At 67.4% G+C, this 20,704-nt stretch carries 23 protein-coding genes and 1 tRNA gene; 13 read left to right on the forward strand and 11 right to left on the reverse strand.

The genetic code is table 11. The annotated features are described in order from the left end of the window. Positions 1–27: 27 nt before the first annotated feature. The gene (locus RIU96_RS00225) at positions 28–450 is read left to right on the forward strand and encodes an HIT family protein (protein WP_136648904.1); all 423 of its coding nucleotides are present in this window, start codon (positions 28–30) and stop codon (positions 448–450) included. Positions 451–828: 378 nt separating this feature from the next. On the opposite strand, the gene RIU96_RS00230 is transcribed toward RIU96_RS00225, so the two are convergent. The 4 genes from RIU96_RS00230 to RIU96_RS00245 form a co-directional block, all read right to left on the reverse strand. Next, complete coding sequence (locus tag RIU96_RS00230) at positions 829–1,167, reverse strand: hypothetical protein (RefSeq protein ID WP_259898111.1); 339 nt, start codon at positions 1,165–1,167, stop codon at positions 829–831. A gap of 56 nt (positions 1,168–1,223) precedes the next feature. After that, positions 1,224–1,550, reverse strand: coding sequence for a TipAS antibiotic-recognition domain-containing protein (locus RIU96_RS00235; protein WP_246062838.1), 327 nt, complete (start codon positions 1,548–1,550; stop codon positions 1,224–1,226). 78 nt (positions 1,551–1,628) lie between these two features. After that, complete coding sequence (locus tag RIU96_RS00240; protein ID WP_144317851.1) at positions 1,629–3,011, reverse strand: sensor histidine kinase; 1,383 nt, start codon at positions 3,009–3,011, stop codon at positions 1,629–1,631. Positions 3,012–3,015: 4 nt separating this feature from the next. After that, a complete protein-coding gene (locus RIU96_RS00245) occupies positions 3,016–3,723 on the reverse strand; it encodes a response regulator transcription factor (RefSeq protein ID WP_136648908.1) in 708 nt (235 codons plus the stop codon). Positions 3,724–3,837: 114 nt separating this feature from the next. Here RIU96_RS00245 and RIU96_RS00250 point away from each other — a divergent pair, with 114 nt between their 5' ends. Continuing rightward, the gene (locus RIU96_RS00250; RefSeq protein ID WP_311205024.1) at positions 3,838–5,190 is read left to right on the forward strand and encodes an MFS transporter; all 1,353 of its coding nucleotides are present in this window, start codon (positions 3,838–3,840) and stop codon (positions 5,188–5,190) included. Positions 5,191–5,194: 4 nt separating this feature from the next. On the opposite strand, the gene RIU96_RS00255 is transcribed toward RIU96_RS00250, so the two are convergent. Then, a tRNA-Thr gene (locus RIU96_RS00255) sits at positions 5,195–5,270 on the reverse strand. Between the two features lie 225 nt (positions 5,271–5,495). Here RIU96_RS00255 and RIU96_RS00260 point away from each other — a divergent pair. From RIU96_RS00260 to otsB, 5 genes are all read left to right on the forward strand, one after another. Continuing rightward, positions 5,496–6,866, forward strand: coding sequence for a threonine/serine exporter ThrE (locus RIU96_RS00260; RefSeq protein ID WP_246062884.1), 1,371 nt, complete (start codon positions 5,496–5,498; stop codon positions 6,864–6,866). Positions 6,867–6,928: 62 nt separating this feature from the next. Next, complete coding sequence (locus RIU96_RS00265; RefSeq protein ID WP_144823033.1) at positions 6,929–7,345, forward strand: histone; 417 nt, start codon at positions 6,929–6,931, stop codon at positions 7,343–7,345. A gap of 9 nt (positions 7,346–7,354) precedes the next feature. Further along, on the forward strand, positions 7,355–8,641 hold the full coding sequence (locus RIU96_RS00270; protein ID WP_144317848.1) for an alpha,alpha-trehalose-phosphate synthase (UDP-forming): 1,287 nt from the start codon (positions 7,355–7,357) through the stop codon (positions 8,639–8,641). Further along, the gene (locus RIU96_RS00275) at positions 8,638–9,084 is read left to right on the forward strand and encodes a hypothetical protein (protein WP_144779357.1); all 447 of its coding nucleotides are present in this window, start codon (positions 8,638–8,640) and stop codon (positions 9,082–9,084) included. The genes RIU96_RS00270 and RIU96_RS00275 overlap by 4 nt, the downstream gene beginning before the upstream one ends. Further along, positions 9,081–9,839 carry a trehalose-phosphatase gene (gene otsB / locus RIU96_RS00280; RefSeq protein ID WP_311205025.1) on the forward strand — a complete coding sequence of 253 codons (759 nt, stop codon included), beginning with the start codon at positions 9,081–9,083 and terminating at the stop codon, positions 9,837–9,839. Before RIU96_RS00275 ends, otsB begins: the two co-directional genes overlap by 4 nt. On the opposite strand, the gene RIU96_RS00285 is transcribed toward otsB, so the two are convergent. Beyond that, entirely contained in the window at positions 9,799–10,872 is a 1,074-nt protein-coding gene (locus RIU96_RS00285) for a LacI family DNA-binding transcriptional regulator (RefSeq protein WP_259916753.1), read from the reverse strand. The genes otsB and RIU96_RS00285 overlap by 41 nt on opposite strands. A gap of 88 nt (positions 10,873–10,960) precedes the next feature. Here RIU96_RS00285 and RIU96_RS00290 point away from each other — a divergent pair, with 88 nt between their 5' ends. From RIU96_RS00290 to RIU96_RS00305, 4 genes are read left to right on the forward strand one after another with little or no spacing between them, the layout of a single operon-like run. Then, positions 10,961–11,887 (forward strand): metal ABC transporter solute-binding protein, Zn/Mn family, encoded by a 927-nt coding sequence (locus tag RIU96_RS00290; RefSeq protein WP_311205026.1) that lies wholly within the window; start codon positions 10,961–10,963, stop codon positions 11,885–11,887. A gap of 14 nt (positions 11,888–11,901) precedes the next feature. Next, entirely contained in the window at positions 11,902–12,591 is a 690-nt protein-coding gene (locus RIU96_RS00295; protein ID WP_006840603.1) for a metal ABC transporter ATP-binding protein, read from the forward strand. Continuing rightward, complete coding sequence (locus tag RIU96_RS00300) at positions 12,591–13,433, forward strand: metal ABC transporter permease (protein WP_259810013.1); 843 nt, start codon at positions 12,591–12,593, stop codon at positions 13,431–13,433. The genes RIU96_RS00295 and RIU96_RS00300 overlap by 1 nt, the downstream gene beginning before the upstream one ends. Before the next feature lie 6 nt (positions 13,434–13,439). After that, positions 13,440–14,243, forward strand: a complete 804-nt coding sequence (locus RIU96_RS00305; RefSeq protein WP_144779367.1) for a CE1 family esterase — start codon at positions 13,440–13,442, stop codon at positions 14,241–14,243. Here RIU96_RS00305 and rlmB read toward each other — a convergent pair. The 5 genes from rlmB to RIU96_RS00330 are packed head-to-tail and all read right to left on the reverse strand — an operon-like array spanning position 14,240 to position 18,471. Beyond that, positions 14,240–15,184, reverse strand: a complete 945-nt coding sequence (gene rlmB / locus RIU96_RS00310) for a 23S rRNA (guanosine(2251)-2'-O)-methyltransferase RlmB (protein ID WP_144317841.1) — start codon at positions 15,182–15,184, stop codon at positions 14,240–14,242. The two genes, RIU96_RS00305 and rlmB, sit on opposite strands and share 4 nt — an antisense overlap. Positions 15,185–15,197: 13 nt before the next feature. Then, on the reverse strand, positions 15,198–16,613 hold the full coding sequence (gene cysS / locus RIU96_RS00315) for a cysteine--tRNA ligase (RefSeq protein WP_259801778.1): 1,416 nt from the start codon (positions 16,611–16,613) through the stop codon (positions 15,198–15,200). Between the two features lie 10 nt (positions 16,614–16,623). Further along, the gene (ispF, locus tag RIU96_RS00320; protein ID WP_136648920.1) at positions 16,624–17,121 is read right to left on the reverse strand and encodes a 2-C-methyl-D-erythritol 2,4-cyclodiphosphate synthase; all 498 of its coding nucleotides are present in this window, start codon (positions 17,119–17,121) and stop codon (positions 16,624–16,626) included. Positions 17,122–17,124: 3 nt separating this feature from the next. Continuing rightward, on the reverse strand, positions 17,125–17,853 hold the full coding sequence (ispD, locus tag RIU96_RS00325) for a 2-C-methyl-D-erythritol 4-phosphate cytidylyltransferase (protein WP_144689562.1): 729 nt from the start codon (positions 17,851–17,853) through the stop codon (positions 17,125–17,127). Then, positions 17,854–18,471 carry a CarD family transcriptional regulator gene (locus tag RIU96_RS00330; RefSeq protein WP_144773175.1) on the reverse strand — a complete coding sequence of 206 codons (618 nt, stop codon included), beginning with the start codon at positions 18,469–18,471 and terminating at the stop codon, positions 17,854–17,856. A gap of 186 nt (positions 18,472–18,657) precedes the next feature. Here RIU96_RS00330 and RIU96_RS00335 point away from each other — a divergent pair, with 186 nt between their 5' ends. Further along, on the forward strand, positions 18,658–19,224 hold the full coding sequence (locus RIU96_RS00335; protein ID WP_259811575.1) for a hypothetical protein: 567 nt from the start codon (positions 18,658–18,660) through the stop codon (positions 19,222–19,224). A 95-nt stretch (positions 19,225–19,319) separates the two neighbouring features. Further along, entirely contained in the window at positions 19,320–20,699 is a 1,380-nt protein-coding gene (radA, locus tag RIU96_RS00340) for a DNA repair protein RadA (RefSeq protein WP_259926765.1), read from the forward strand. Positions 20,700–20,704 lie beyond the last annotated feature (5 nt).

Raw genomic sequence — 20,704 nt, forward strand, 5'->3', positions numbered from 1 at the left:
CCCAATCTACAGGTAGCCTTGGGGAGCATGAGCACCGTGTTTACCAAAATCATCAACGGGGACATCCCGGGCCGCTTCGTCTACCGCGACGACACCGTGGCCGCGTTTTTGACCATCGAGCCCATCGCCTACGGGCACACGCTGATCGTGCCGGTGGCCGAGGTAGACAAGTGGACCGACCTCGACCCGGCCACATGGGCGCACATGAATGATCTGGCCCAGAAGATCGGGGGCGCCGTCATCGACGCCTTCGGCTCCTCGCGCGCCGGCTACCTCATCGCTGGTTTCGAGGTGCCCCACGCCCACATCCACGTCTTCCCCGCCGACGACATGAGCGGCTACAGCCTGGCCAACGTCATGCGCGCCGAACAGACGGACCCCGAGAAGATGGACGAGGCCGCCGCCGCGCTGCGCGAGCGCCTCGGCGTGGGTGAGGATGGCCGCGCCTAACTACCAGGCCGGATTGTTCACGTCGACGCGGCATTCACGTCGCTCGCTACAGACTGGAAAGAATACGCTCGTGTGACGCCAGGTCCTCGGTGGTGTGTACGACGGCAGTGGAGTCCGAGACGAGGAACACCATGCCACCGGCGTCCTCGTTGATTGATTCAAGAGGCGAGCTGGCCGGCTGCCCATCAGCCCGGCGGTAAATTCGCCAACCGCCTGTGAGACGGTGAGCACTAAATTCTCCGACCTTGATCATGGGGTTCCCCGGGATATCGTTGTGCCGGGAGTATCGTGCATACAGCCAGTGGGCCCCTGTGGCGCTAAAAGGGCTGTCGAGCAGCTCTGCATCGATTGGGTTGACTCTGTGCGCGGTAGCGCGCGTCAGCAAGCGATCGATGACGCTCCACTCAGCATCTTCGTCGGGCCAAAGAAATGTGTGGCTGAAGCCCTGCTGCTGCTCGTTGTACACCAGAATCCAGGTCCGCCACGGGCCTTTCTCGCCGTCCTGGGTGATTTCGCGCCAGGAAGCGTGAGGATCCCGTCGAACTTAAAAATTTGGACGGCTGATTGAGAGTCGTCGAAGCTAGCAACGGTGATAAAGCCCTGCCACGGCCGCTTCTCCTGCAAAACTGGATCCACCAGCAGCGCCTTCTCCACAAAGCGGAGAATCGAAGAGGCATCGCCGAGGTCAAGGTCGTCGGCGGGGTTGTGGTCAGTCATAACATCTTTCCTTTGGAACCCATCAGCAAGTACATCCAGCCTTCGCCCAAACGTAACTACCAAGCCGGATTCTTCACGTCGAGGCCCTCGGCCGCGGCCTGGGCTTCGACGAGTTCCAGAAGGTAGTCCTGCTGCCCGCCGTACACCGCGCCGAAACGCTCGTCGGCAACGTACATGCGCGCGAGAATCAGCTGCCGCGAGGCAGTGACCTCATACCACTCGCTTATCGACGCCCGGTGCCGACGCAGCAACTCGCCCTGGGGCGACGCCCACGGTGGCGTTGGTGGGGGCGTCGAAAAGCGATGCGATCTCGCCCAGCGCCCAAGGTCTGCGTCGGAATAGATGCGGTAGGTGCCGTCGCACGCGGGTTCCCAGTGCCGCAACGCTTTGGGTGTGGCACCGAGCCAGCTGGTTGCTTCGCTGATGGCATGCATGGTGACTGCGGGGGCAGGGTCAAGGGTTTAGACCATCGGCAGCGACAAGGTAAACGTTGAGCCCTCGCCGGGCGCGGTGCGCACCGAGATCGCGCCGCCGTGGGCCTCGATGATCGATTTGGTAATAGCCAGGCCCAGGCCGGACCCGCCGCCGGACGCGCGGTTGCGGGAGGCGTCGGCGCGGTAGAAGCGCTCGAAGATGTGCTCGGCGTCTTCCGGTGACATGCCAACGCCCGTGTCGGCGACGTCAATGAATACCTTGTCCAGGTTCTCGCGCAGCGTGATCGTCACCTCGCTGTCGCTGCCGCCGTGCTTGAAGGCGTTGCTGACCAGGTTGAGCATGACCTGGTGGAGGCGATCCGGGTCGCCTTTGACCATGGGCACGTTCAGCGCTTCGTTGTTGACGTTGAGCACGCGGCCGGGGAAGGCGGCGCGGGCGGTGGAGCGCACTGAGGAGACGACCTCGAACATGTCGACCTCGCGGGCGTCGAGACGCGCGCCCTCGGCGCGGGTTAAGGCAAGCAGGTCCTCGACCAGCAGCTTCATGCGGCCGGACTCCTCGTCGATTTTCGACAGCACCATGTCGGGGTCGTCGACCATGCCGGTGCGGTACAGCTCGGTGTAGCCGCGCACGCTGGTTAGCGGCGTGCGTAGCTCGTGGGAGGCGTCGCCGACGAAGCGGCGCATCTGCTCCTCCTTGGCGCGCGACTCCTCCACGGACTCCTGGAGCTGGCCCACCATGGTGTTGACCGCGTACGACAGTTTGCCCACCTCGGTCTCGCGCGACCAGGCCGGCACGCGCCGTTCCATGTCGCCGTCGGCAATCGCCAGCGCGGTTTGCTCGACCTCGCGCAGCGGGGCGAGGGCGCGGCGGATGAAGAAGTTGCCCGCGAACCCGATGCAGATCACGGTCAAGGTTCCGATTCCTGCAGAGACGATAGCCAAGGAGGCGAGCATGCGGTGCTCGGCCTCGAGCGACTTGGCGACGAATTCAATGGAACCGTCGTCGTTGGCTATCGCCATCGCGCGCCACTCGATATCACCGCCGGATCCCGGCAGGGAGTCAACCGTCTGGGCGTGAAAGCCCTCAAGCTCGCTGAAATCTGGTTGGCTCGCCGCGTACGAACCGTAATAGTAGTAGCCCGGCAGCTGCGGGTAGCGCACGGCCTGGCGGAACTCGCTCGGCGCGCCCATCGACGGCCACGGGGTGGCCTGGCCTACCCACGTGTCCAAGCCTTCGCGCAGCTGATCATCCGCCCGCTGGTAGAGCAGGCCACGCATCAAGGCGTACACCGCGACTGAGCTCAAGGCCATGCCGAGGATGGTGATGAGCAGCACGATCGCCAACAGACGCTTCTGCAGCGGGATTTGGCTGGTCGGCGTCTGCGTGGAGAGGTGGGGGCGGATCATAAACCTACTGGCGCGGGGTGCGCAGCACGTAGCCGACGCCGCGGACGGTGTGGATCAGCGGCACGTCGCCGGTGTCCACCTTGCGGCGCAGGTAGGAGATGTAGGACTCGACGACGTTGCCGTCGCCGCCGAAGTCGTAATGCCACACGTTGTCGAGGATCTTCGCCTTGGACAGCACCACCTCGGCGTTGAGCATGAGGTAGCGCAGCAGGTTGAACTCGGTCGGCGACAGGTCGATGATCTCGCCGCTCTTGGTCACCTCGTGGGTGTCGTCGTTAAGCGTCAGGTCGGCGTAGCGCAGGGTCGAGTCGGAGTCGGCGTCGTCGGTGACGTGCCCGCGGCGCAGGATCACGCGCAGGCGGGTGATGACCTCTTCCAAGCTGAACGGCTTGGTCACGTAGTCGTCGGCGCCGATGGTCAGGCCGTGGATCCGGTCCTCCACCGCGTCTTTTGCGGTGAGGAAGAGCACGGGGCCGTCGAGCCCGTCGGCACGCAGCTTGGACAGCAGCTCGAAGCCGTCCATCCCGGGCATCATCACGTCCAGGATGTAGGCGTCGGGGCGGAACTCGCGTGCGACCTTAAGCGCCTCGGCACCGGAGTTGACGCTTTCGACCTCGAAACCCTGGAAGCGCAGGGAGACGGTGAGTAGTTCGACAATGTTCGGCTCGTCGTCGACGACCAGGACCTTAACGCCCTCGTTCATGTCAGGCATGAGTATTTTCCTCCAACGGTAGTGTCTGGGGACCAGTAAACCCACCTTCCCTGAACGTTTCCTGTACGCCCTCTGAAGGGAGATTCCTTTTTCCCCACCCGTATACTCCGTGCAATGCGTTGGTTGTTGCTCAGCATCCTCTCCACCGGCCTTCTACTCATCGGGCTAGACAACTCCATCCTCTACACGGCACTGCCCACCATCAGCGCCGAGCTCGGGGCCGACGAGGCCCAGGGGCTGTGGATCATCAACGCCTACCCGCTCGTGGTGGCGGGGCTGATGCTGGGCACCGGTACCCTCGGCGACAAGGTGGGCCACGCGCGCATGTTCGCCACGGGGCTGGTCATCTTCGGGGTGGCCTCACTGTGCTGCGCCTACGCCCCCACGCCGGAGCTGCTCATCGCCGCGCGCGGCGCGCTCGGCCTCGGCGCGGCTGTGATGATGCCGGCCACGCTCGCGCTGGTGCAGCAAACGTTTACCAACGAGCGCGAGCGCAACACGGCGATCGGCATCTGGGCCTCCGTGGCCACCGTGGGCGCGGCGGCCGGCCCGCTCGTCGGCGGGTTCCTGCTCGAGCACTTCTGGTGGGGCTCCATCTTCCTAGTCAACGTCCCCATCGTCGCGGCCGCCCTGGTGGCGCTTGCTCTCCTGCGCCCCGCGAACCACCCCTACTCCCTGGCGCGTTGGGACGCGGTATCGACGCTGCTGAGCATCCTCACGCTGACCGGGTTCACGCTGGTGATCAAGGGCCACCTGCTCGCAGCGGTGCCGGCGGGGCTCGGGGCGTGGCTGTTTGTGCGTCGACAAGCGAGGCTCGAGCACCCGCTATTGACATTCGACATCTTCCGCAACCGCATCTTCAGCGGCGGCGTCGTCGCGGCGGGCTTCGCGCTGACCGGGCTCGCCGCCGTGGAGCTTTTGACCACCCAACGCTTCCAAATCGTCGCAGGCTACAGCCCGCTCGAGGCGGGCGCGATCATCTCGGCGGTCGTCGTGGCGTCGCTGCCGTCGTCGATTATCGGCGGGATGGTGCTGCACCGCGTCGGGTTCCTGCCGCTGATCAGCGGCGGGCTGTTCGTCGCCGCGCTCGGCACCCTCGTGGCGGCGCTGAGCGTGCACACGCTCGCCGTCTTCCTCACCGCGATGCTGTTCGTCGGCGCGGGCATCGGGGCGGTCGGCGGCGTCGCGTCGACCGCGATCGTCGGCTCAGCGCCGCCGCACCGCGAGGGCATGGCCGCGAGCGTGGAGGAGATCTCGTTCGAGCTCGGCGCGCTCACCGGCGTGGCATTACTGGGCACCCTCATGAGCGCCACTCGCGCGCGTTACGACGCCCCCACCACGCACCCGCTTACCGCCTACGACATGGCGTACTCCACCGTGCTGACGATCGCCGCCGGGATCCTTCTGGCCAGCGCGATCGCGTGCGCCTGGCTGTTTCGCGGCAACCCGAAGAGCCCGGCGCGTTAGCTCATGGAGCTGGAGACGAGACTTGAACTCGCAACCTACGCATTACAAGTGCGTTGCGCTACCGATTGCGCCACTCCAGCAGTGCGGCTGATTCTACACGGCGCCCGGTGGCGGCAAGCCCGCGGGTGCGACATTTTCTACCGCAGGCTACGGTGTCGGATGTGGTAGACGCGTTGAGAAGGCTCCGGGAGAGCCTGGGCAGCAATCGCAGGGGTGTCGCGACGATCGACGACGTGCGCACCTCCCCTCCCCCGTCCGTGCTCGCGCCCGTCGATCTGACGGACCCGGCGCAGGTCGCAGCCGTGATGACCATCGCGGCGCGCATCGGGTCCATCCTGATCGCCAACGGCACGACCAGCTCGGACGCGCGCGCGTCGATCCATACGGTGACCTCGTCGTACGGCCTGCACTACTGCCACATCGACATCACGGTCAACACCATGACCATCCACACCATCATCGGCGTCAACCGCCGCACCCCGGTCAGCGTGTTCCGCGTGGTCAACGACATGTCGGAGAACTACCACAAGCTCCAGGAAGTCGACCGCCTGATCCGCTCGATCCGCTCCGGCGCCACCCCGCCCGAGGTCGCGGAGAAGATCCTCGACGACATCGAACGCCGCCACATCCCCTACCGCAACCTGCGCTTTCTGCTCGGCTGGGCGGTGATGGGCGCCGCCATTGCAACGCTTTTGGGCGGGGACTTCTTTATGGCCGGCCTCGGCGGGCTGACGGCGTTTCTCATCATGGGCATCAACAAGGTGCTCTCGCGCAACGACCTGCCCTACTTCTTCCACTGCGTCCTCGGCGGCACCCTGGCGACGCTGCCGGCCGTTCTGTTCTACAACTTCTCGGCCCAGCTCGGGATCACGATCGTGCCCAGCCAGGTCATCGCCACCGGCATCGTCGTCCTGCTCGCGGGCCTCACGCTCGTGCAATCGCTTCTCGACGGCATCACCGGCGCCCCCGTCACCGCCTCAGCGCGGTTCTTCCAAACGCTTCTGTTCACCGGAGGCATCGTCGCCGGCGTCGCCACGGGAATCTCGCTCGGCGAGATGCTGGGCATCCAACTTCCGCCGCTGGAGACGATGCTGGGCGCGCCCACCTTCAGCTCCGCGCTGGCGCGTGTCCTCGGCGGCACCATTGCCGCCGCCGCGTTCGCGGTGACCTGCTTCGCCGAGAAACCGGCCGTGCTGGTCTCAGCCGCCACCGCGTTCGCCGGCTCAGCCATGTACTACGTCTTTCTCCTCCCACTGGGCACAGGAAGGCTCATGGCCACCGCGGCGTGCGCGATCGTCGTCGGGCTTGCCGGTGGCCTGATCGCCCGCTTTTTCATGATCAACCCGGTGATCACCGCCGTGGCCGGGGTGACGCCCTTCCTCCCCGGTTCCGGGGTGTACCGCGGCATGTACGCGATCATGAACGAGCAGCTTGTTGTCGGCATGACCAACCTGATCGTGGCGGTGGGAACGTGCATGGCGCTGGCCGGCGGCGTCGTCTTCGGCGAGTGGATGGCGCGCCGCATCCGCCGCCCGCGCCTGTTCAACCCCTACAGCGCGTTCAGGCGCGCCGGGCGGCTGACCTTCGAGCAGATCCGCCGCGCGGAGTCCGCGGCCCGGCGCGCGACCCGACCCAAGCGCGGCGGGTCCACGAAGCTCACGCACCCTCCCACATGACAGCCGCGGTGGCGTAGAATAGTGTTTTTGACGTCGCACCCCGGATGAAGGAGACACCTGCAGTGCCACCCAAGATCACCGATTCTCGCCCCTCCCCCGAAGCCATCCACGCGGTTGAGGAGCAGACGGCGGCGGATGCCCGCCGGATCGTGGCCACCTACGCGGACGACTTCTTCGACGGCGTGACCCTGATGTCCATGCTCGGTGTCGAGCCGCAGGGCTTCGTGTACAAGAAGTACGCCGAGGAGCGCGAAGCCGAGGCCGAGACGGACGAGGCCCCGGCAGCAGCGGCGAAGAAGACCACGAAAAAGGCCGCTAAGAAGACTGCCAAGAAGGCCGCGAAAAAGACCGCGAAGAAAGCCACCAAGAAGGCAACCAAAAAGGCCGCCAAGAAGACAGTGAAGAAGGCCACGAAGAAGGCGACCAAGAAGGCTGCGAAGAAGGCGACGTCCTCCTCCGCCGCCGGCGACGAGGCCTAAGCGCGGGCCATGGCTGGGGACAACAAGTTCGTCGTTGTCGCCAACCGGCTGCCGGTTGACCGCACCGAGTCGGGCTGGCAGGCGTCCCCCGGGGGCCTGGTCGCGGCGCTGGCTCCCGTGTTGCGCGCCCACGCCGGCTGCTGGGTCGGTTGGCCCGGCGAGCCGGACGCGCGCGTGGAGCCGTTCGAGTTCGAGGGCATCTCGCTGCACCCGGTGGCGCTGAGCCGCTGGGATTTCGAGAACTTCTACGAGGGGTTTTCCAACTCCACCCTGTGGCCCCTCTACCACGACCTGATTGTCACCCCGCAGTACGTGGCGCAGTGGTGGGAGGCCTACGAGACGGTAAACGCTACCTTCGCCGCCGCGGTCGCGTCCGTTGCCGCCCACGGTGCGACGGTGTGGGTGCAGGACTACCAGCTCCAGCTCGTGCCGGGCATGCTGAAGCGCTCCCGCCCCGACCTGAAGATCGGGTTTTTCCTGCACATCCCCTTCCCCTCGCCCGACCTGTTCAAGCAGTTGCCGTGGCGCGAGGAGATCACCCGCGGCCTCGAAGGCTGCGACCTGGTGGGGTTCCAGCGCGAGGAGGACGAAGCGAACTTCCGCGCCCTGGTCGGCGACGCCGGGCCGCGCACGGGGACGTTTCCCATCTCGATCGACCCGGCGGCGATTGTGCCCGGCGCGCGGGAGGACGTCGTCACGCTGCGCGAAAAGCTGGGCAACCCGCGCACGCTCATGCTCGGCGTCGACCGCATGGACTACACCAAAGGGATCCTGCAGCGCCTCCTCGCCGTCGAGAAGCTGCTGGAAAAGGGCCTGCTTGACGACGTCGCCGTGGTCCAGCTCGCCACCCCTTCGCGCGAGCGCATCGAGCACTACCGGCAGACGCGCCGCGACGTGGAGGAAGCCGTGGGCAGGATCAACGGCCGTTTCGGCCGGGTCGGGTGGCCCGTGGTCCACTACATCCACCGCCCGGTGCCAAAGAAGGACCTGGGCACCTACTACGCCGCGGCCGACGTCATGCTGGTCACCCCGTTCAAGGACGGGATGAACCTGGTGGCCAAGGAGTACGTCTCCTGCCACCCGCTAGGCGACGGAGCGTTGGTGCTCTCCGAGTTCGCGGGCGCCGCAGTGGAGCTACACCGGGCGTATCTGTGCAACCCCTTCGACCTGGAATCTATCGAGCAGGCGATCCTGTCGGCTCTAGGTGGCGACGCCAACGCGATGCGGGCGATGCACGCGCGCGTGACCGAGCACGACGTCGCGCGGTGGGCGCGAACCTTCCTGGAGGCGCTGTGAGGAAAGCCGCCCTCGCCGCCTTCGCCTCAGCCGCGCTCACCTTGGGCGGCTGCGCCGGCGACGCCGACACCACCGGGCTCAGCGGAGCCACCTGGCAGGTCGTGGCGCTGTACACCGACCCCGGCACCCCGGGCGGGTTGCCCGCCGACGCGGCGGGGAGGGCGTCGCTACGCATCGCGGGCGATTCCATGAACGCGATGACGGGCTGCGCTCCCCTGCGCGCGAAGGTGGAGCAGACGAGCGAGCGGCTCACGCTTGTCGACGTCGAAGTCGCCGACGCCGACGGCTGCATCGGTGGCTCCCGCTACGTGCACGACACGCTGACCTCGCTGTTGACCCCCGGAGCGGCGTTCGACGTGCGCAAACTCAACGACAAGGAGGCAACCCTCACCGTCGTGTCGGATGCGATCGACAGGCCCTCGATCAGGGTGATGGCGCTGTGACGGCCGGCCACCGCGCGCTTGCGGACGAGATTGAGCGCATCGCGCGCGCCGACACGCTGCTGGTGTGCCTCGACTTCGACGGCACGATCTGCGAGCTCGGCCCGGACGCCTACGCGGTGACCCCCAACCCCGAGGCGCTGCGCGCCGCGCGAACGCTGATGGCGCTGCCGGGCACCCAGGTCGCCGTGCTGTCGGGCCGCCACCTCGAGGGGCTGCGCCGCGTCGTTGGGCTGGAGAAACCGGTGGTGCTCGTCGGCTCCCACGGCGCGGAGACGACCGCTAGCGCCCCGCAGCTTGCCCCCGCCGACCGCGCATACCTCGATGACATCGCGCGCCAGCTCGAGGCCATCGCGACCCCGCCGGCCTTCGTGGAGTCCAAGCCCTACCAGCGCGTCATCCACGTCGCCGCGCTCGCAGAGACCGACCCCGAGCTGGCGGAGGATATCCTCGCCCGCGCCCGCGCCCTGGCAACACCCGGGCGCCCGGTGCTCAGCGGCCACAACATCGTGGAGTTCTCCGCGATCGAAGTGACCAAAGGGTCGTGGCTGCGCGAGCACAAGAAGGACTTCGCGGCCACCCTCTTCGCCGGCGACGACACCACCGACGAGACGGCGCTGCGCGCCCTCGGCCCCGCCGACCTGGGCATCAAGGTCGGGCCGAAGCCGACGGTGGCCACACACCGGGTCGCGGGCGTGGACGAGATGGCGCAGGTGCTTACGCGTCTCGCCGAGGCGCGGCGACAGTCCGCCCTGTGATAAAGCGCGTCGGCAGGATCTCGCGCGGGGTGGCTGCGGGGCTCGGGGTGGGGGCGTCGATAAGCGAGCGCAGCATCGAACCGGCCGCCTCGCCCTTGGCGACGTTCGGCTGATCGACGGTGGTCAGCCCTAGGTTGAGGGCGGATTCGATGCCATCGAAGCCGGTCACGGACAGCTCGTGGGGGATCCGCGCGCCGCAGTGGTCGAACACGCCGAGCGCCATCGAGTCGGTGGTGCACAGCGCGGCGGTGAGGTCGGGGTGGGCGCCGATGAGCTCGGCCGCGCCGTCGGCCGCGCTTAACCGGTCGTTGAAGTGGCGGGCGACGATCGGCACGTCGGTGATCCCGGCGGCGTCGAACACGTCGAGCGCGCCGGACACGCGGGCGCGCTGCACGTGGAGGTCGGCCTGGGCAAGCTCCTCGCGGCGCACGTGCCCGTTGCGAGGTGTGCTGAACAGGCGCTTGGCCAGGATCCCGATGCGGGTGTGGCCGGCGGCGACAAGCGCCTGCGCTGCCGGGGTGATCGCGGCGGCGTCATCGATGCCGACGTACGCCACGCCCTCGTCCGCGGGCTGGTCGCACACCACCACGGGCAGGCCGCGCTCGCGCGCAGCCGCGAGGTGCGGGTCGCCGGCGGGCACCGAGTAGACCACGAAGCCGTCGACAATCGCGCTCGTGATCGGGGTGGGGTTGTTCTCACCGGGCCCGGCGGGAATCAGGGTGAGCGAGAAATCGGTCTGGCGGGCCAGCCCGGCGAGGAAATCGACGCTGGCTCGGTCCTCGAAGGCGTAGTGCAGGTGCTCGGTGAGCACGACGCCAACCGCACCGGCCCGGCGGGTGCGCAGCGAGCGGGCGGTTGGGTTCGGGCCCGCGTAGCCCCGCTTCGCTGCAGCGGCGAGGATGCGCGAGCGCAGCTCGTCGGAAAGCTGATCCGGGCGGTTGTAGGCGTTGGACACCGTGGTGCGCGACACCCCCACCTCGGCGGCGATGGACGCCAGAGTGCTGTTTTTGGCGGGGCGGGACCGAGGTGACATGGCTGCTATTGTAGGCACGCCGCGGGCCAGCAACGCTCTCACCTGCACGGAATTGAAATCGCTTTTCATTAGTGCTTGAATAGTTGACATGATCGGTACCAAGTCCCTGCGCGCTGGCGCAGCCGTTTTCGCAACGTCCCTCTTCCTCGCGTCCTGCTCCACCGGCGGGACCGACACCACCACCGCAGCCTCGGGCACTCCGGCCGAGGCCGCGGCAGACACCGTTGTCGCCACGACAAACGTCTGGGCGGATGTCGCCGGCTCCGTGCTCGGCGAGGCCGTGCCCGCGGTGATCTCCAACCCTGCCACCGACCCGCACGACTTCGAGCCTGCCGCCGCCGACCTGGCCAAGGTCACCCAGGCGAAGGTCCTCGTTGCCAACGGCGGCACCTACGACAACGCGATCTACACCGCCGCCGACCCCGCCAACGTGATCAGCGCCCTGCCGCTGTCAAGCGAGGAGCACGACCACGAGCACGAGCACGAGGGTGAGCACGCGGGCCACGACCACGCCCACGACGAAAACGAACACATCTGGTACGACACCACGGTCGTGCGCGAAGTCGCTGACAAGCTGGCAAAGGCCGCGGAAGACAACGGCGTGCAGGCGGATACCGCGGAGCTGAACAAGCGCCTCGATGACGTCGACGCCAAGCTTGATGCGCTGCCCGTCGCGCGCATCGCGCAGACCCACCCGATTGCGGATTCGATCGTGGAGAACTCCGCGCTCGAGGACGTCACCCCCGAGGACTACCGCCAGGCCACGCTCAACCACACCGAGCCGTCAAGCGCGGCTGTCGCGGAGCTGATCACGCAGCTGGAAAGCGGCAAGGTGGACCTGCTGATCAATAACCCCCAGACCCCGTCCGCACTGACCGACCGCATCCTCGCCGCCGCCGAGCAGAATGACGTCCCCGTCGTCGACATCGCGGAGACCCCTCAGGCGGGCGTCGGCTTCTTCGACTACCTTGACGAGATCGCGAACACGTTGACCGATAAGCTCGCCAATCTTTAGGTAACATTCCCGAAGTGATTGCGCGGCTATCCGGACTTTCCGCCGAGCCCCTCTGGTCAGAAATCGATCTAGAGATCAACCAGGGCGAGTTCATCGCGGTGCTCGGCCCTAACGGGTCGGGTAAATCAACCCTGCTCAATACCATGCTCGGCATCCGCCGCCCGACGAGCGGAACCGTCGAGCTGCCCGAGCGCGTCGGTTTTATCCCGCAGCAGCGGATGTTCCCGCCGCACATGCCAGTCCGCGCGCGCGATGTAGTTTCCCTCACGCTGCGCCACGGGGTGGTGACAAAGCGCGCCGCGAGCCGCGCCGAAGTCGACGCCGCGCTCGCCAACGTCGGCGCGTCCCACCTCGCCAACGCCCGCGTGGGCATCCTTTCAGGCGGCCAGCAGCAATTGGTGCGCCAGGCCCAGGCCTTCGCCAATAACCCCGAGCTCGTGCTTGCCGACGAGCCCCTGCTCTCGCTCGACGCCTCCCGCCAACGCGAAACGGTGCGTCGGCTAGCGGCGTCACCCGCGGCGATCGTGATGGTGACCCACTCGATCGACCCCGTGCTCGAGGTCGTCGACAAGGTGCTCTACCTCGGCCCCAACGGCCATGTCGTCGGCCCGGCGCATGAGGTGCTACGCACGGACGTGCTCAGCGAGCTCTACGGCACGCGTGTTGATGTCGTTACCGTGCGCGGGAGAACGGTGATCGTCTAATGCAGCAGTTCATCGCGCAGACGGCGCACCTGTTGTCGTTTGATTTTGTCATCGCCTCGCTGATCGCGTGCGCGCTGTTGGGGTTCCTCTCCGGCGTGCTCGCGCCCCTGGTGGTGATCCGCCAAATGGCGTTCGCCGTGCACGCCACCTCCGAGCTGGCGCTGATGGGCGCGGCAATCGCACTGGTCGCCAGCGTGAACTTGTCGCTCGGCGCGGTGGCGGGATCGGTCACGGCTGCGATCGTGTTTGTCATGCTGGGCCTTCGCGGCGGCAACGATTCCGCAGTGGGCGCGGTGATGAGCTTCGGCATGGGAGTTTCCGTGCTGTGCATCTACCTCTACCCCGGCAACTCCACGGTGGCGCTCGGCCTGCTCACCGGCCAGGTCGCCGGGGTGAGCAACATGAACCTGGTCGTGCTCGCCGTCTCAACGCTGATCATCCTGGTCGCGATCGCCGTGCTGTGGCGCCCGCTCATGTTCGCCTCGGTGGACCCGGCGATGGCCGCGGCGACGGGCGTGCGAGTGAGCTTCTTCGCCGTCGCGTTCGGCGTGCTGCTCGGCATCGCCTCCGCCCAGGCGGTCCAGGTCGTCGGAGCGCTGCTGGTGATGTCGCTTCTGATTACCCCGGGCGCGTCCGCGGTGGCGATCACGGACAACCCGGTCGCCGCGATCGTCTGGTCGGTGGTCTTCGCCCAGGCAGCGGCCGTCGGCGGCCTGATCTTCTCCCTGGCACCCGGCATCCCGATCAGCGTGACCGTGGCGTTTATCTCCTTCGGCATCTACATCCTGTGCCGCCTGGTGGAGCGCGTCCGCGTCTCGCGGCTACAGAAGATGGACGCTTAAAGACCCATGGCAGTTTCGCGCCGCACGCTGGAGCACCAGGGCCGCCAGCGCCGCTACACAGAAGTCACCGGCGACAACCCCGCGCCCAAGACCGAGACGCTCGTGCTGTTTCTGCACGGCTCGCTGCAGTCGGGAAGCGTGGCGCGCAACTTCACGGCGCACACCTTCGACGCCCTCGCCACGGACTCGACCACGGTGCTCTACCCCGACGGGGTGGGGCGCCACTTCAACGACCTGCGGCGCGGTTTTAGCGAATCGGCGCGCACGCTCGGCGTCGACGACGTCGGTTTCCTTCTCCAACTCATCGCCGCCTACGACCCGGCGCGCGTGATTGGCTGCGGCTTCTCCAACGGCGGCCAGATGCTTTTGCGCATGCTGTGCGAGGCCCCGTCTACGCTCGCGGGCGTGGCGCTGTTCGGTTCCGCCGCGCCCACCGACGACAACATGATCTGCTCCACCGAGCGCTGGGTCCCCACCCCGATTCTGAGCGTCCAGGGCACCGCGGACCCGATCGTCCCCTACGACGGCGGGCTGGCGGGCATCTCCGAGTTCAACCGCGGGAAAGCACGTTCGGCGCTCGACTCCGCTCGCTTTTTCGCCCGGCTTAACGACGCGGGCGAGCACTCGACGACCCGGCCCGTCGAGGGGGTGCGCGTCGATAGATTCACAGGCGCAGCACCGGTCGAGCTGTGGTCGATTGAGGGCATGGGCCACCTCGTGCCCGCCCCGAAGCGCCTCGATGAGCGCCTCGGCCCCGGCACCGACCATGTCGTCGGCGCGCAGCTGGTCCGGGAGTTCTTCGCGCTCTAGTTCGCGGCGGCGCGGCGCTGGCGGGCGAACTCGCTGAGCACAACGCCCGCGGCAACGGAGGCGTTGAGCGACTCCACCCAACCCTCGGTGGGGATGGACATGAGCACGTCGCAGTTCTCGCGCACCAGGCGCGAGATGCCCTTGCCCTCGGAGCCGACGACGATGACCACCGGGTCCGTGCCGCCGTCGAAGGTGTCGAGCGTGTGATCGCCGCCCGCGTCAAGCCCAACGACCATGTAGCCGTTGTCCTTGAACTCCTTGATCGTGCGGGTGATGTTGACGGCCTTCGCCACTGGCAACCGCGCCGCCGTACCGGCCGAGGTGCGCCACGCCACGCCCGTGACCTGCGCGGAACGACGCTCGGGGATGACCACGCCGTGGCCGCCGAAGGCCGCGGTGGAGCGAATCACCGCGCCGAGGTTGCGCGGGTCGGTGATGTTGTCTAGAACGACGAACATCCCGGTTTGCCCGCGGTCCTTCACGCCGGCCATCAGGTCGAACACATCGGCGTACTTGTAGGGCTGGATCTTTAACCCGATGCCCTGGTGCAGGCCGTTGCCCGTCATGCTGTCGAGATCGTGGCGCGGCACCTCGTGCACCGGCAGGCCCTTGGAGTTGGCCAGGGTGACGGCCTCGGAAAGGCGGTCGTCATGCGCGGTGCCGAGCGCGACGAAGAGAGCCTCGGCCGGCACCTTCGCGTGTAGGCACTCGACCACCGGGTTGCGGCCGACAACGAGGTCCGCCTTTTCCTTTTCGTGCCTGCCGGAGTCGCGGCGCTGGCGCTCCAGCTTGCGCTTGTGCGCGGAGTGGTAGACGCGGTCCTCCGCCTTCGGGGTGGCCTTTTTGCCCTCCAGACCGCGGCGGCGCTGGCCTCCGGAGCCCTTGGTGGCGCCCTTTTTCGACGTCTTGATCACGTCGGGTCGCCTGTACGGTTTCGCCATGAGTTTTTATTCCTTAGTCTTTCAGGGCCCACTGCGGGCCGTCGGCGGTGTCAGTAATCTCAATTCCCGCTGCGGCGAGTCTGTCGCGCACCGCGTCCGCGCTGGCCCAGTCCTTCTCCGCGCGCGCGGCGCTGCGCCTGTCGAGCTCCGCCGCCACAAGCACGTCGAGCGCCTTGTCCGCCGCCTCGCTTGACGACGCCCCCTGCGCGCCCCCACCAGCAGCGCGCGACCACTCCCCAGGGTCTACGCCCAGCACGGCGGCCATCGCGCGGACGGTGCCGGCGATCTCTGCGGCCCGAGCTGCGTCGCCCGCGGCGAGCGCCTTGTTGCCCTCGCGCACGAGGTTGTGGATTTCCGCCAGGGCTTTCGGGACGCCGAAGTCGTCGTTAAGCGCCTGCTCGAACTGTGGGGTCCACGTGGTCTTTTCCGGGGTGCCGGCGCGGGCGACAAAGTCTTCGATGCGGCGGTAGCCGGCGGCTGCCTCGCTCAAGGCCTCCGGGGAGTACTCCAGCACGCTGCGGTAATGGGCAGAGCCGAGGTAGTAACGCAGCTCCACCGGGCGCACGGTGGCCAGCATGTTGTCGATCGAGAGCACATTGCCCAGCGATTTGGACATCTTCTCCCCGGCCATGGTCACCCAGTGATTGTGCATCCAGTAGTTGGCAAACCCGTCGCCGGCGGCGTGCGACTGCGCCTGCTCGTTCTCGTGGTGCGGGAACTGCAGGTCAAGGCCGCCACCGTGGATGTCGAAGGAGCCGCCGAGGTACCAGGTCGCCATGGCGGAGCACTCGATGTGCCAGCCCGGGCGGCCCTCGCCCCACGGCGTCGGCCAGCTCGGCTCACCCGGCTTCGCGGCCTTCCACAGCGCGAAATCATGCGGGCCTCGCTTGCCGCGGTTATCCGGCTCGCCGGACTCCATCTCCTCGACCCGGTTGCCCGAGATCGAGCCGTAGTCGCTGCCCTCGGCGCGCACCCAGGCCGCGACGTCGAAGTAGACCGACCCGGCGGCCTCGTAGGCGAAGCCCCTGTCAATCAACCGGTGCATGTAGTCGACCATCTGGGTGACGTGCCCCGTCGCGCGCGGCTCCACCGACGGCGGCAGCACCCCGAGCAGGTTGTAGGCGCGGGTGAACTCGCGCTCGTAGGTGGACACCCACTCCCACCAGGGCCGACCGTTTTCGGCGGCCTTGGTTAAGATCTTGTCGTCGATGTCGGTGACGTTGCGCACGAACGCCACGTCAAAGCCCTTGGCCAGAAACCAGCGGCGCACGATGTCGAAGGCGACGCCGGAACGCAGATGGCCGATGTGCGGCGAGGATTGAGGCGTCGCGCCGCAGAGGTAGATCGAGACGTGGCCCTCGCGGACCGGCTCGAAAACCCGCAGCTCACGCGCGGACGTATCAAAGATGCGTTGGATACCGGAAGTCACGCAGGCCAGTCTAGCCGTTGGCCGGTCCAGGCCCGCCCGCCAGCTCTACCAGCGCGGTCGCCACCGCGGCGCGGCCCTGCCCGGAGCCGGTAAAGCCCATGTGGTCGGTCGTCGTGGCTGAGACGCTCACCGGCGCCCCGAGCGCCTCGGTCAACGCGCGCTCCGCCTCCTCGCGCACCGCACCCATGCGCGGGGTCTGTGCGATGAGCTGCGCGGAGACGTTGTGGATTACGATGCCGTGGGCGTCGACAAGCTCGCGCAGCTCTTTTAGAAGCTGAAGGCCGCGCACCCCGTCGTACTCTGGCCTGCCGACGCCGACGAACGAACCGAGGTCGCCCAGACCGGCCGCGGAGAGCACCGCGTCGACGACCGCGTGGCTGACCACATCGCCGTCGGAGTGGCCCTCGCAGCCGTCGACGCCGTCGTGGAGGATGCCGGCGATCCAGCACTCCTTGCCCGCCTGAATCTGGTGGGCGTCAAAGGCTGTGCCCACACGCAAAGTGCCCATGTTTTAGTCCTTCCTCACGGTGCCGGGGACCTCGAAGATCGTCGGTTCGGCCTCATCGGTAATGCTTGCCGCCAGGCGCATGTCGATAGGCGTGGTGATCTTAAACGCCATCGGGTCGCCCTGGACCGTGACCACGTCCACACCGTGCCACTCGGCCAGGCTCGCGTCGTCGGTCGCGGTAAAGCCCGCGTCCTGGGCCGCGAGGTAGGCCTCGTTCGCCGCACGCAGAACCTTTAGGTCAAAGCCCTGCGGGGTTTGCACGGCGCGTAACGACGCCCGGTCCGGCGTCGCCGTCACCCGCTCACCGTCGACGACCTTGATGGTGTCGGCGACCGGCATCACGGGCACGACCGCCTGGTTGCCGTCGAGCACCGCGCGGGCGACGCGGGCGATCATGCCGGGCGGGGTCAGCGCGCGGGCGGCGTCGTGGATGAGCACCACGGCGTCGTCGTCAGCAATGGTTTTCAGCCCCTCCCAGATCGAGTCCGCGCGCTCGGCGCCGCCGTGGACGAAGCGCACGCGCTTGCCCTGCAGCGCGGCTTGCGCCAGTTCCTCCATCTCGGGGCTGACCACGACGACGATCTCGTCGACAATCTGCGAGGTTTCCATCGCGGTGACGGAGCGCTCGAGGAGGCTGCGGCCGCGCAGGGGGACGAACGCCTTCGGCACGGCCGCGCCGAGCCGGGTTCCCTGCCCCGCCGCCGCGATCAGGGCGGTGACCCTGCGCTTCATTTAGGCCTCGTCGGAGTTGGTGTCTTCTGCCTCGTCCGCGTCATCCACGTCATCGAAGCTCAGGTCGTCGAGGTCGACATCGTCGTCAAGTTCGTCGCGCGGATCGATCGAGATCCCGGCGGCCACCTGGCGCTGGATGATCTCGTTGATCCCGCTCTCCATCTCCTCGGCCTTGGCCTCGTCAACGGGCTGGGCGAGCGCGAGCTCACCGACGAGGATCTGGCGCGCCTTGCCCAGCATGCGCTTCTCGCCGGCGGACAGGCCCTTGCCCTGGTCGCGGCGCCACAGGTCGCGCACCACCTCGGCGACCTTATTGATGTCGCCGGAGGCGAGGCGCTCCTGGTTCGCCTTGTAGCGCCGCGACCAGTTGCCGGCCTCCTCGACGTCGATCTCGCGCAGCACGGAGAAGACCTTGCGAAGCCCGTCCTCGTTGACCACGTCGCGCACGCCGACGAGCTCACTGTTCTTCACGGGGACGCGGACCTCCAGGTCGGACTGGAGGATCTTCAAAACGAGGAAGTCGAGAGTCTCCCCGCCCATCTCGCGCTCCTCAATGTCGGCGATGCGTGCCGCACCATGATGCGGGTAGACAACAACTTCTCCGACTTTGAATTCCATGTCTCTCCTTGCCGGGACCGGGGGTTACAACCCCACCACCCTACCACCTGTTTTCCAACGGCACCGCGCCGACTACCGCTACCCCCGCCACACTATGACGTTGCCCCCACCACAGACGTAAAACTGGGAAAATCCGGGGGACACGCAGTAGTGTTAGCGAAGAGAAATCCCCTTTGTTGATTAATTATGGAGGACATCACAGTGAAGTCCCTGAAGCCGGTGGCCGCAGCCTCCGCCGTCGCAGCGTCCGCCCTTTTGCTCGCCTCGTGCTCTGCCGGGCAGATCACGCAGACCTCCTCCCAGGTCGCGGCCGTCGACGGCGCGAGCGTTTCCAGCGAGAACGGCGCCGTCGCGGTCCAGGACGTAACGGTCGTGCTCAATGAGGACGGGCGCGTCGCTCTGAAGTTCACCGCGATCAACCAGGATCCCTCCATGAACCCGCACCGCCTCGTCTCCGCTGAGGTCGATGGCCAAGACGTCGAGTTCAACCCGGCCCCGCGCGAGATCCCGACTCGCTGCTCCGTGGTGGGTGACTCCGCCGAGGGGCTCGACGCCCTGCCGCAGGCCGACACCGATTGCATCCAGTACGTCGAGACCTCCCTGGATAACGACGCGTTCGCCTACGGCGGCACCGTCGGTGTCACGTTCACCTTCGACGTCGGAACCGTCGCTGTCGACGCTCCGGTCTCCGCGCCGCTGCTGCCCTCCGGCGAGTCCAACCGCGAGCTTGGCGAAGACCACTCGGGCCACTAGAGCCGCGCTTGACGACGACCGCACCTCGCCCCCGCGAGGTGCGGTTTTCGCGTATCAGAAGGGGCCGTGTCACACCCGTGTCTTAGAGTGTCGGCATGGCGAAGAAACAGCGCGTGATCCACACCTGCACCGAATGCGGCTACTCCTCCCCCAAGTGGCTGGGGCGCTGCCCCGAGTGCGGGTTGTGGGGCACGCTCCAGGAGGAAACGCCGCTCGCGGCAGCCGCCTCGAGTTCGGCGAACCCCACGCGGCTGCAGGCGCTTGCCCCGGCCGCCCCGGCGCAGCCGATTACCGCGATTGACCCCGCCCAGACAGCAGCCGTGCCCTCCGGTATCGGCGAGCTCGACCGCGTCCTCGGCTCCGGCGTGATCCCCGGCTCCGTCGTGCTCATGGCGGGCGAGCCCGGCGTGGGCAAGTCCACCCTGCTGCTCGAGGTCGCCTCCCGATGGGCGGCGCTGGGCGAGCGCAAGGCCCTCTACGTCACGGCCGAGGAGTCCGCCGGTCAGGTCCGCTCGCGCGCCGAGCGCACCGCGGCGCTGCAGCCCAGCCTGTTCCTGGCCGCCGAATCCAACCTCGACGTCGTGTTCGGCCACGTCGAGCAGATCAAGCCGTCGCTGCTCATCGTCGATTCGGTGCAAACCATGCACGCGCCCGGGGTCGAGGGCGTGGCAGGCGGTATCGCCCAGTCGCGCGCGGTCACCGCAGCCCTGACCACGCTGGCGAAGACCACGAACGTGCCGATCCTGCTCGTCGGCCACGTCACCAAGGACGGCAACGTCGCTGGTCCGCGCGTGCTCGAGCACCTCGTCGACGTAGTTCTGAACTTCGAGGGCGACCGGCACTCGAGCCTGCGGATGATGCGCGGCATCAAGAACCGTTTCGGCGCGACCGACGAGGTCGGCTGCTTCGAGCAGACCGCCGAGGGCATCCGCGAGGTCTCCGACCCCTCCGGGCTGTTCCTCTCCCACCGCGGAAACACCCCGGACGGCTCCGCGGTCACCGTCGCAATGGACGGCGTGCGCCCGATCCTGGCGGAGGTCCAGGCCCTGACCGTCGACCCAGTGAACAAGAGCCCGCGACGCGTGGTCACCGGCCTCGACTTCAACCGCGTACCCATGGTGCTCGCCGTGCTGCAGGCGCGCTGCAACGAGCGCACCAACGACAAGGACGCCTACGTCGCCACCGTCGGCGGGGTGAAAATCACCGAGACAGCCACCGACCTCGCCGTCGCCCTGGCCACCTGGTCGAGCCTGCACGAGAAGCCGCTGCCGCAAAAAACTGTTGTGGTGGGAGAAGTCGGCCTCGCCGGCGAGCTGCGCCGGGTGCCCAACCTGTCTCGCCGCCTGCAGGAAGCGGCCCGCCTGGGTTACAAGTACGCCATCGCGCCTGCCGGGGAAAAGATCAACATCCCAGGGATGCGGGTGAGCCAAGTCTCCACGCTCGGCGAAGCCATCGCTATGGTTGCCGAGGGATAGAATAA

Origin of the sequence: Corynebacterium sp. Z-1 (assembly GCF_031844665.1) — a bacterium.
In the GTDB taxonomy this organism is placed as follows: Bacteria; Actinomycetota; Actinomycetes; order Mycobacteriales; family Mycobacteriaceae; genus Corynebacterium; species Corynebacterium sanguinis.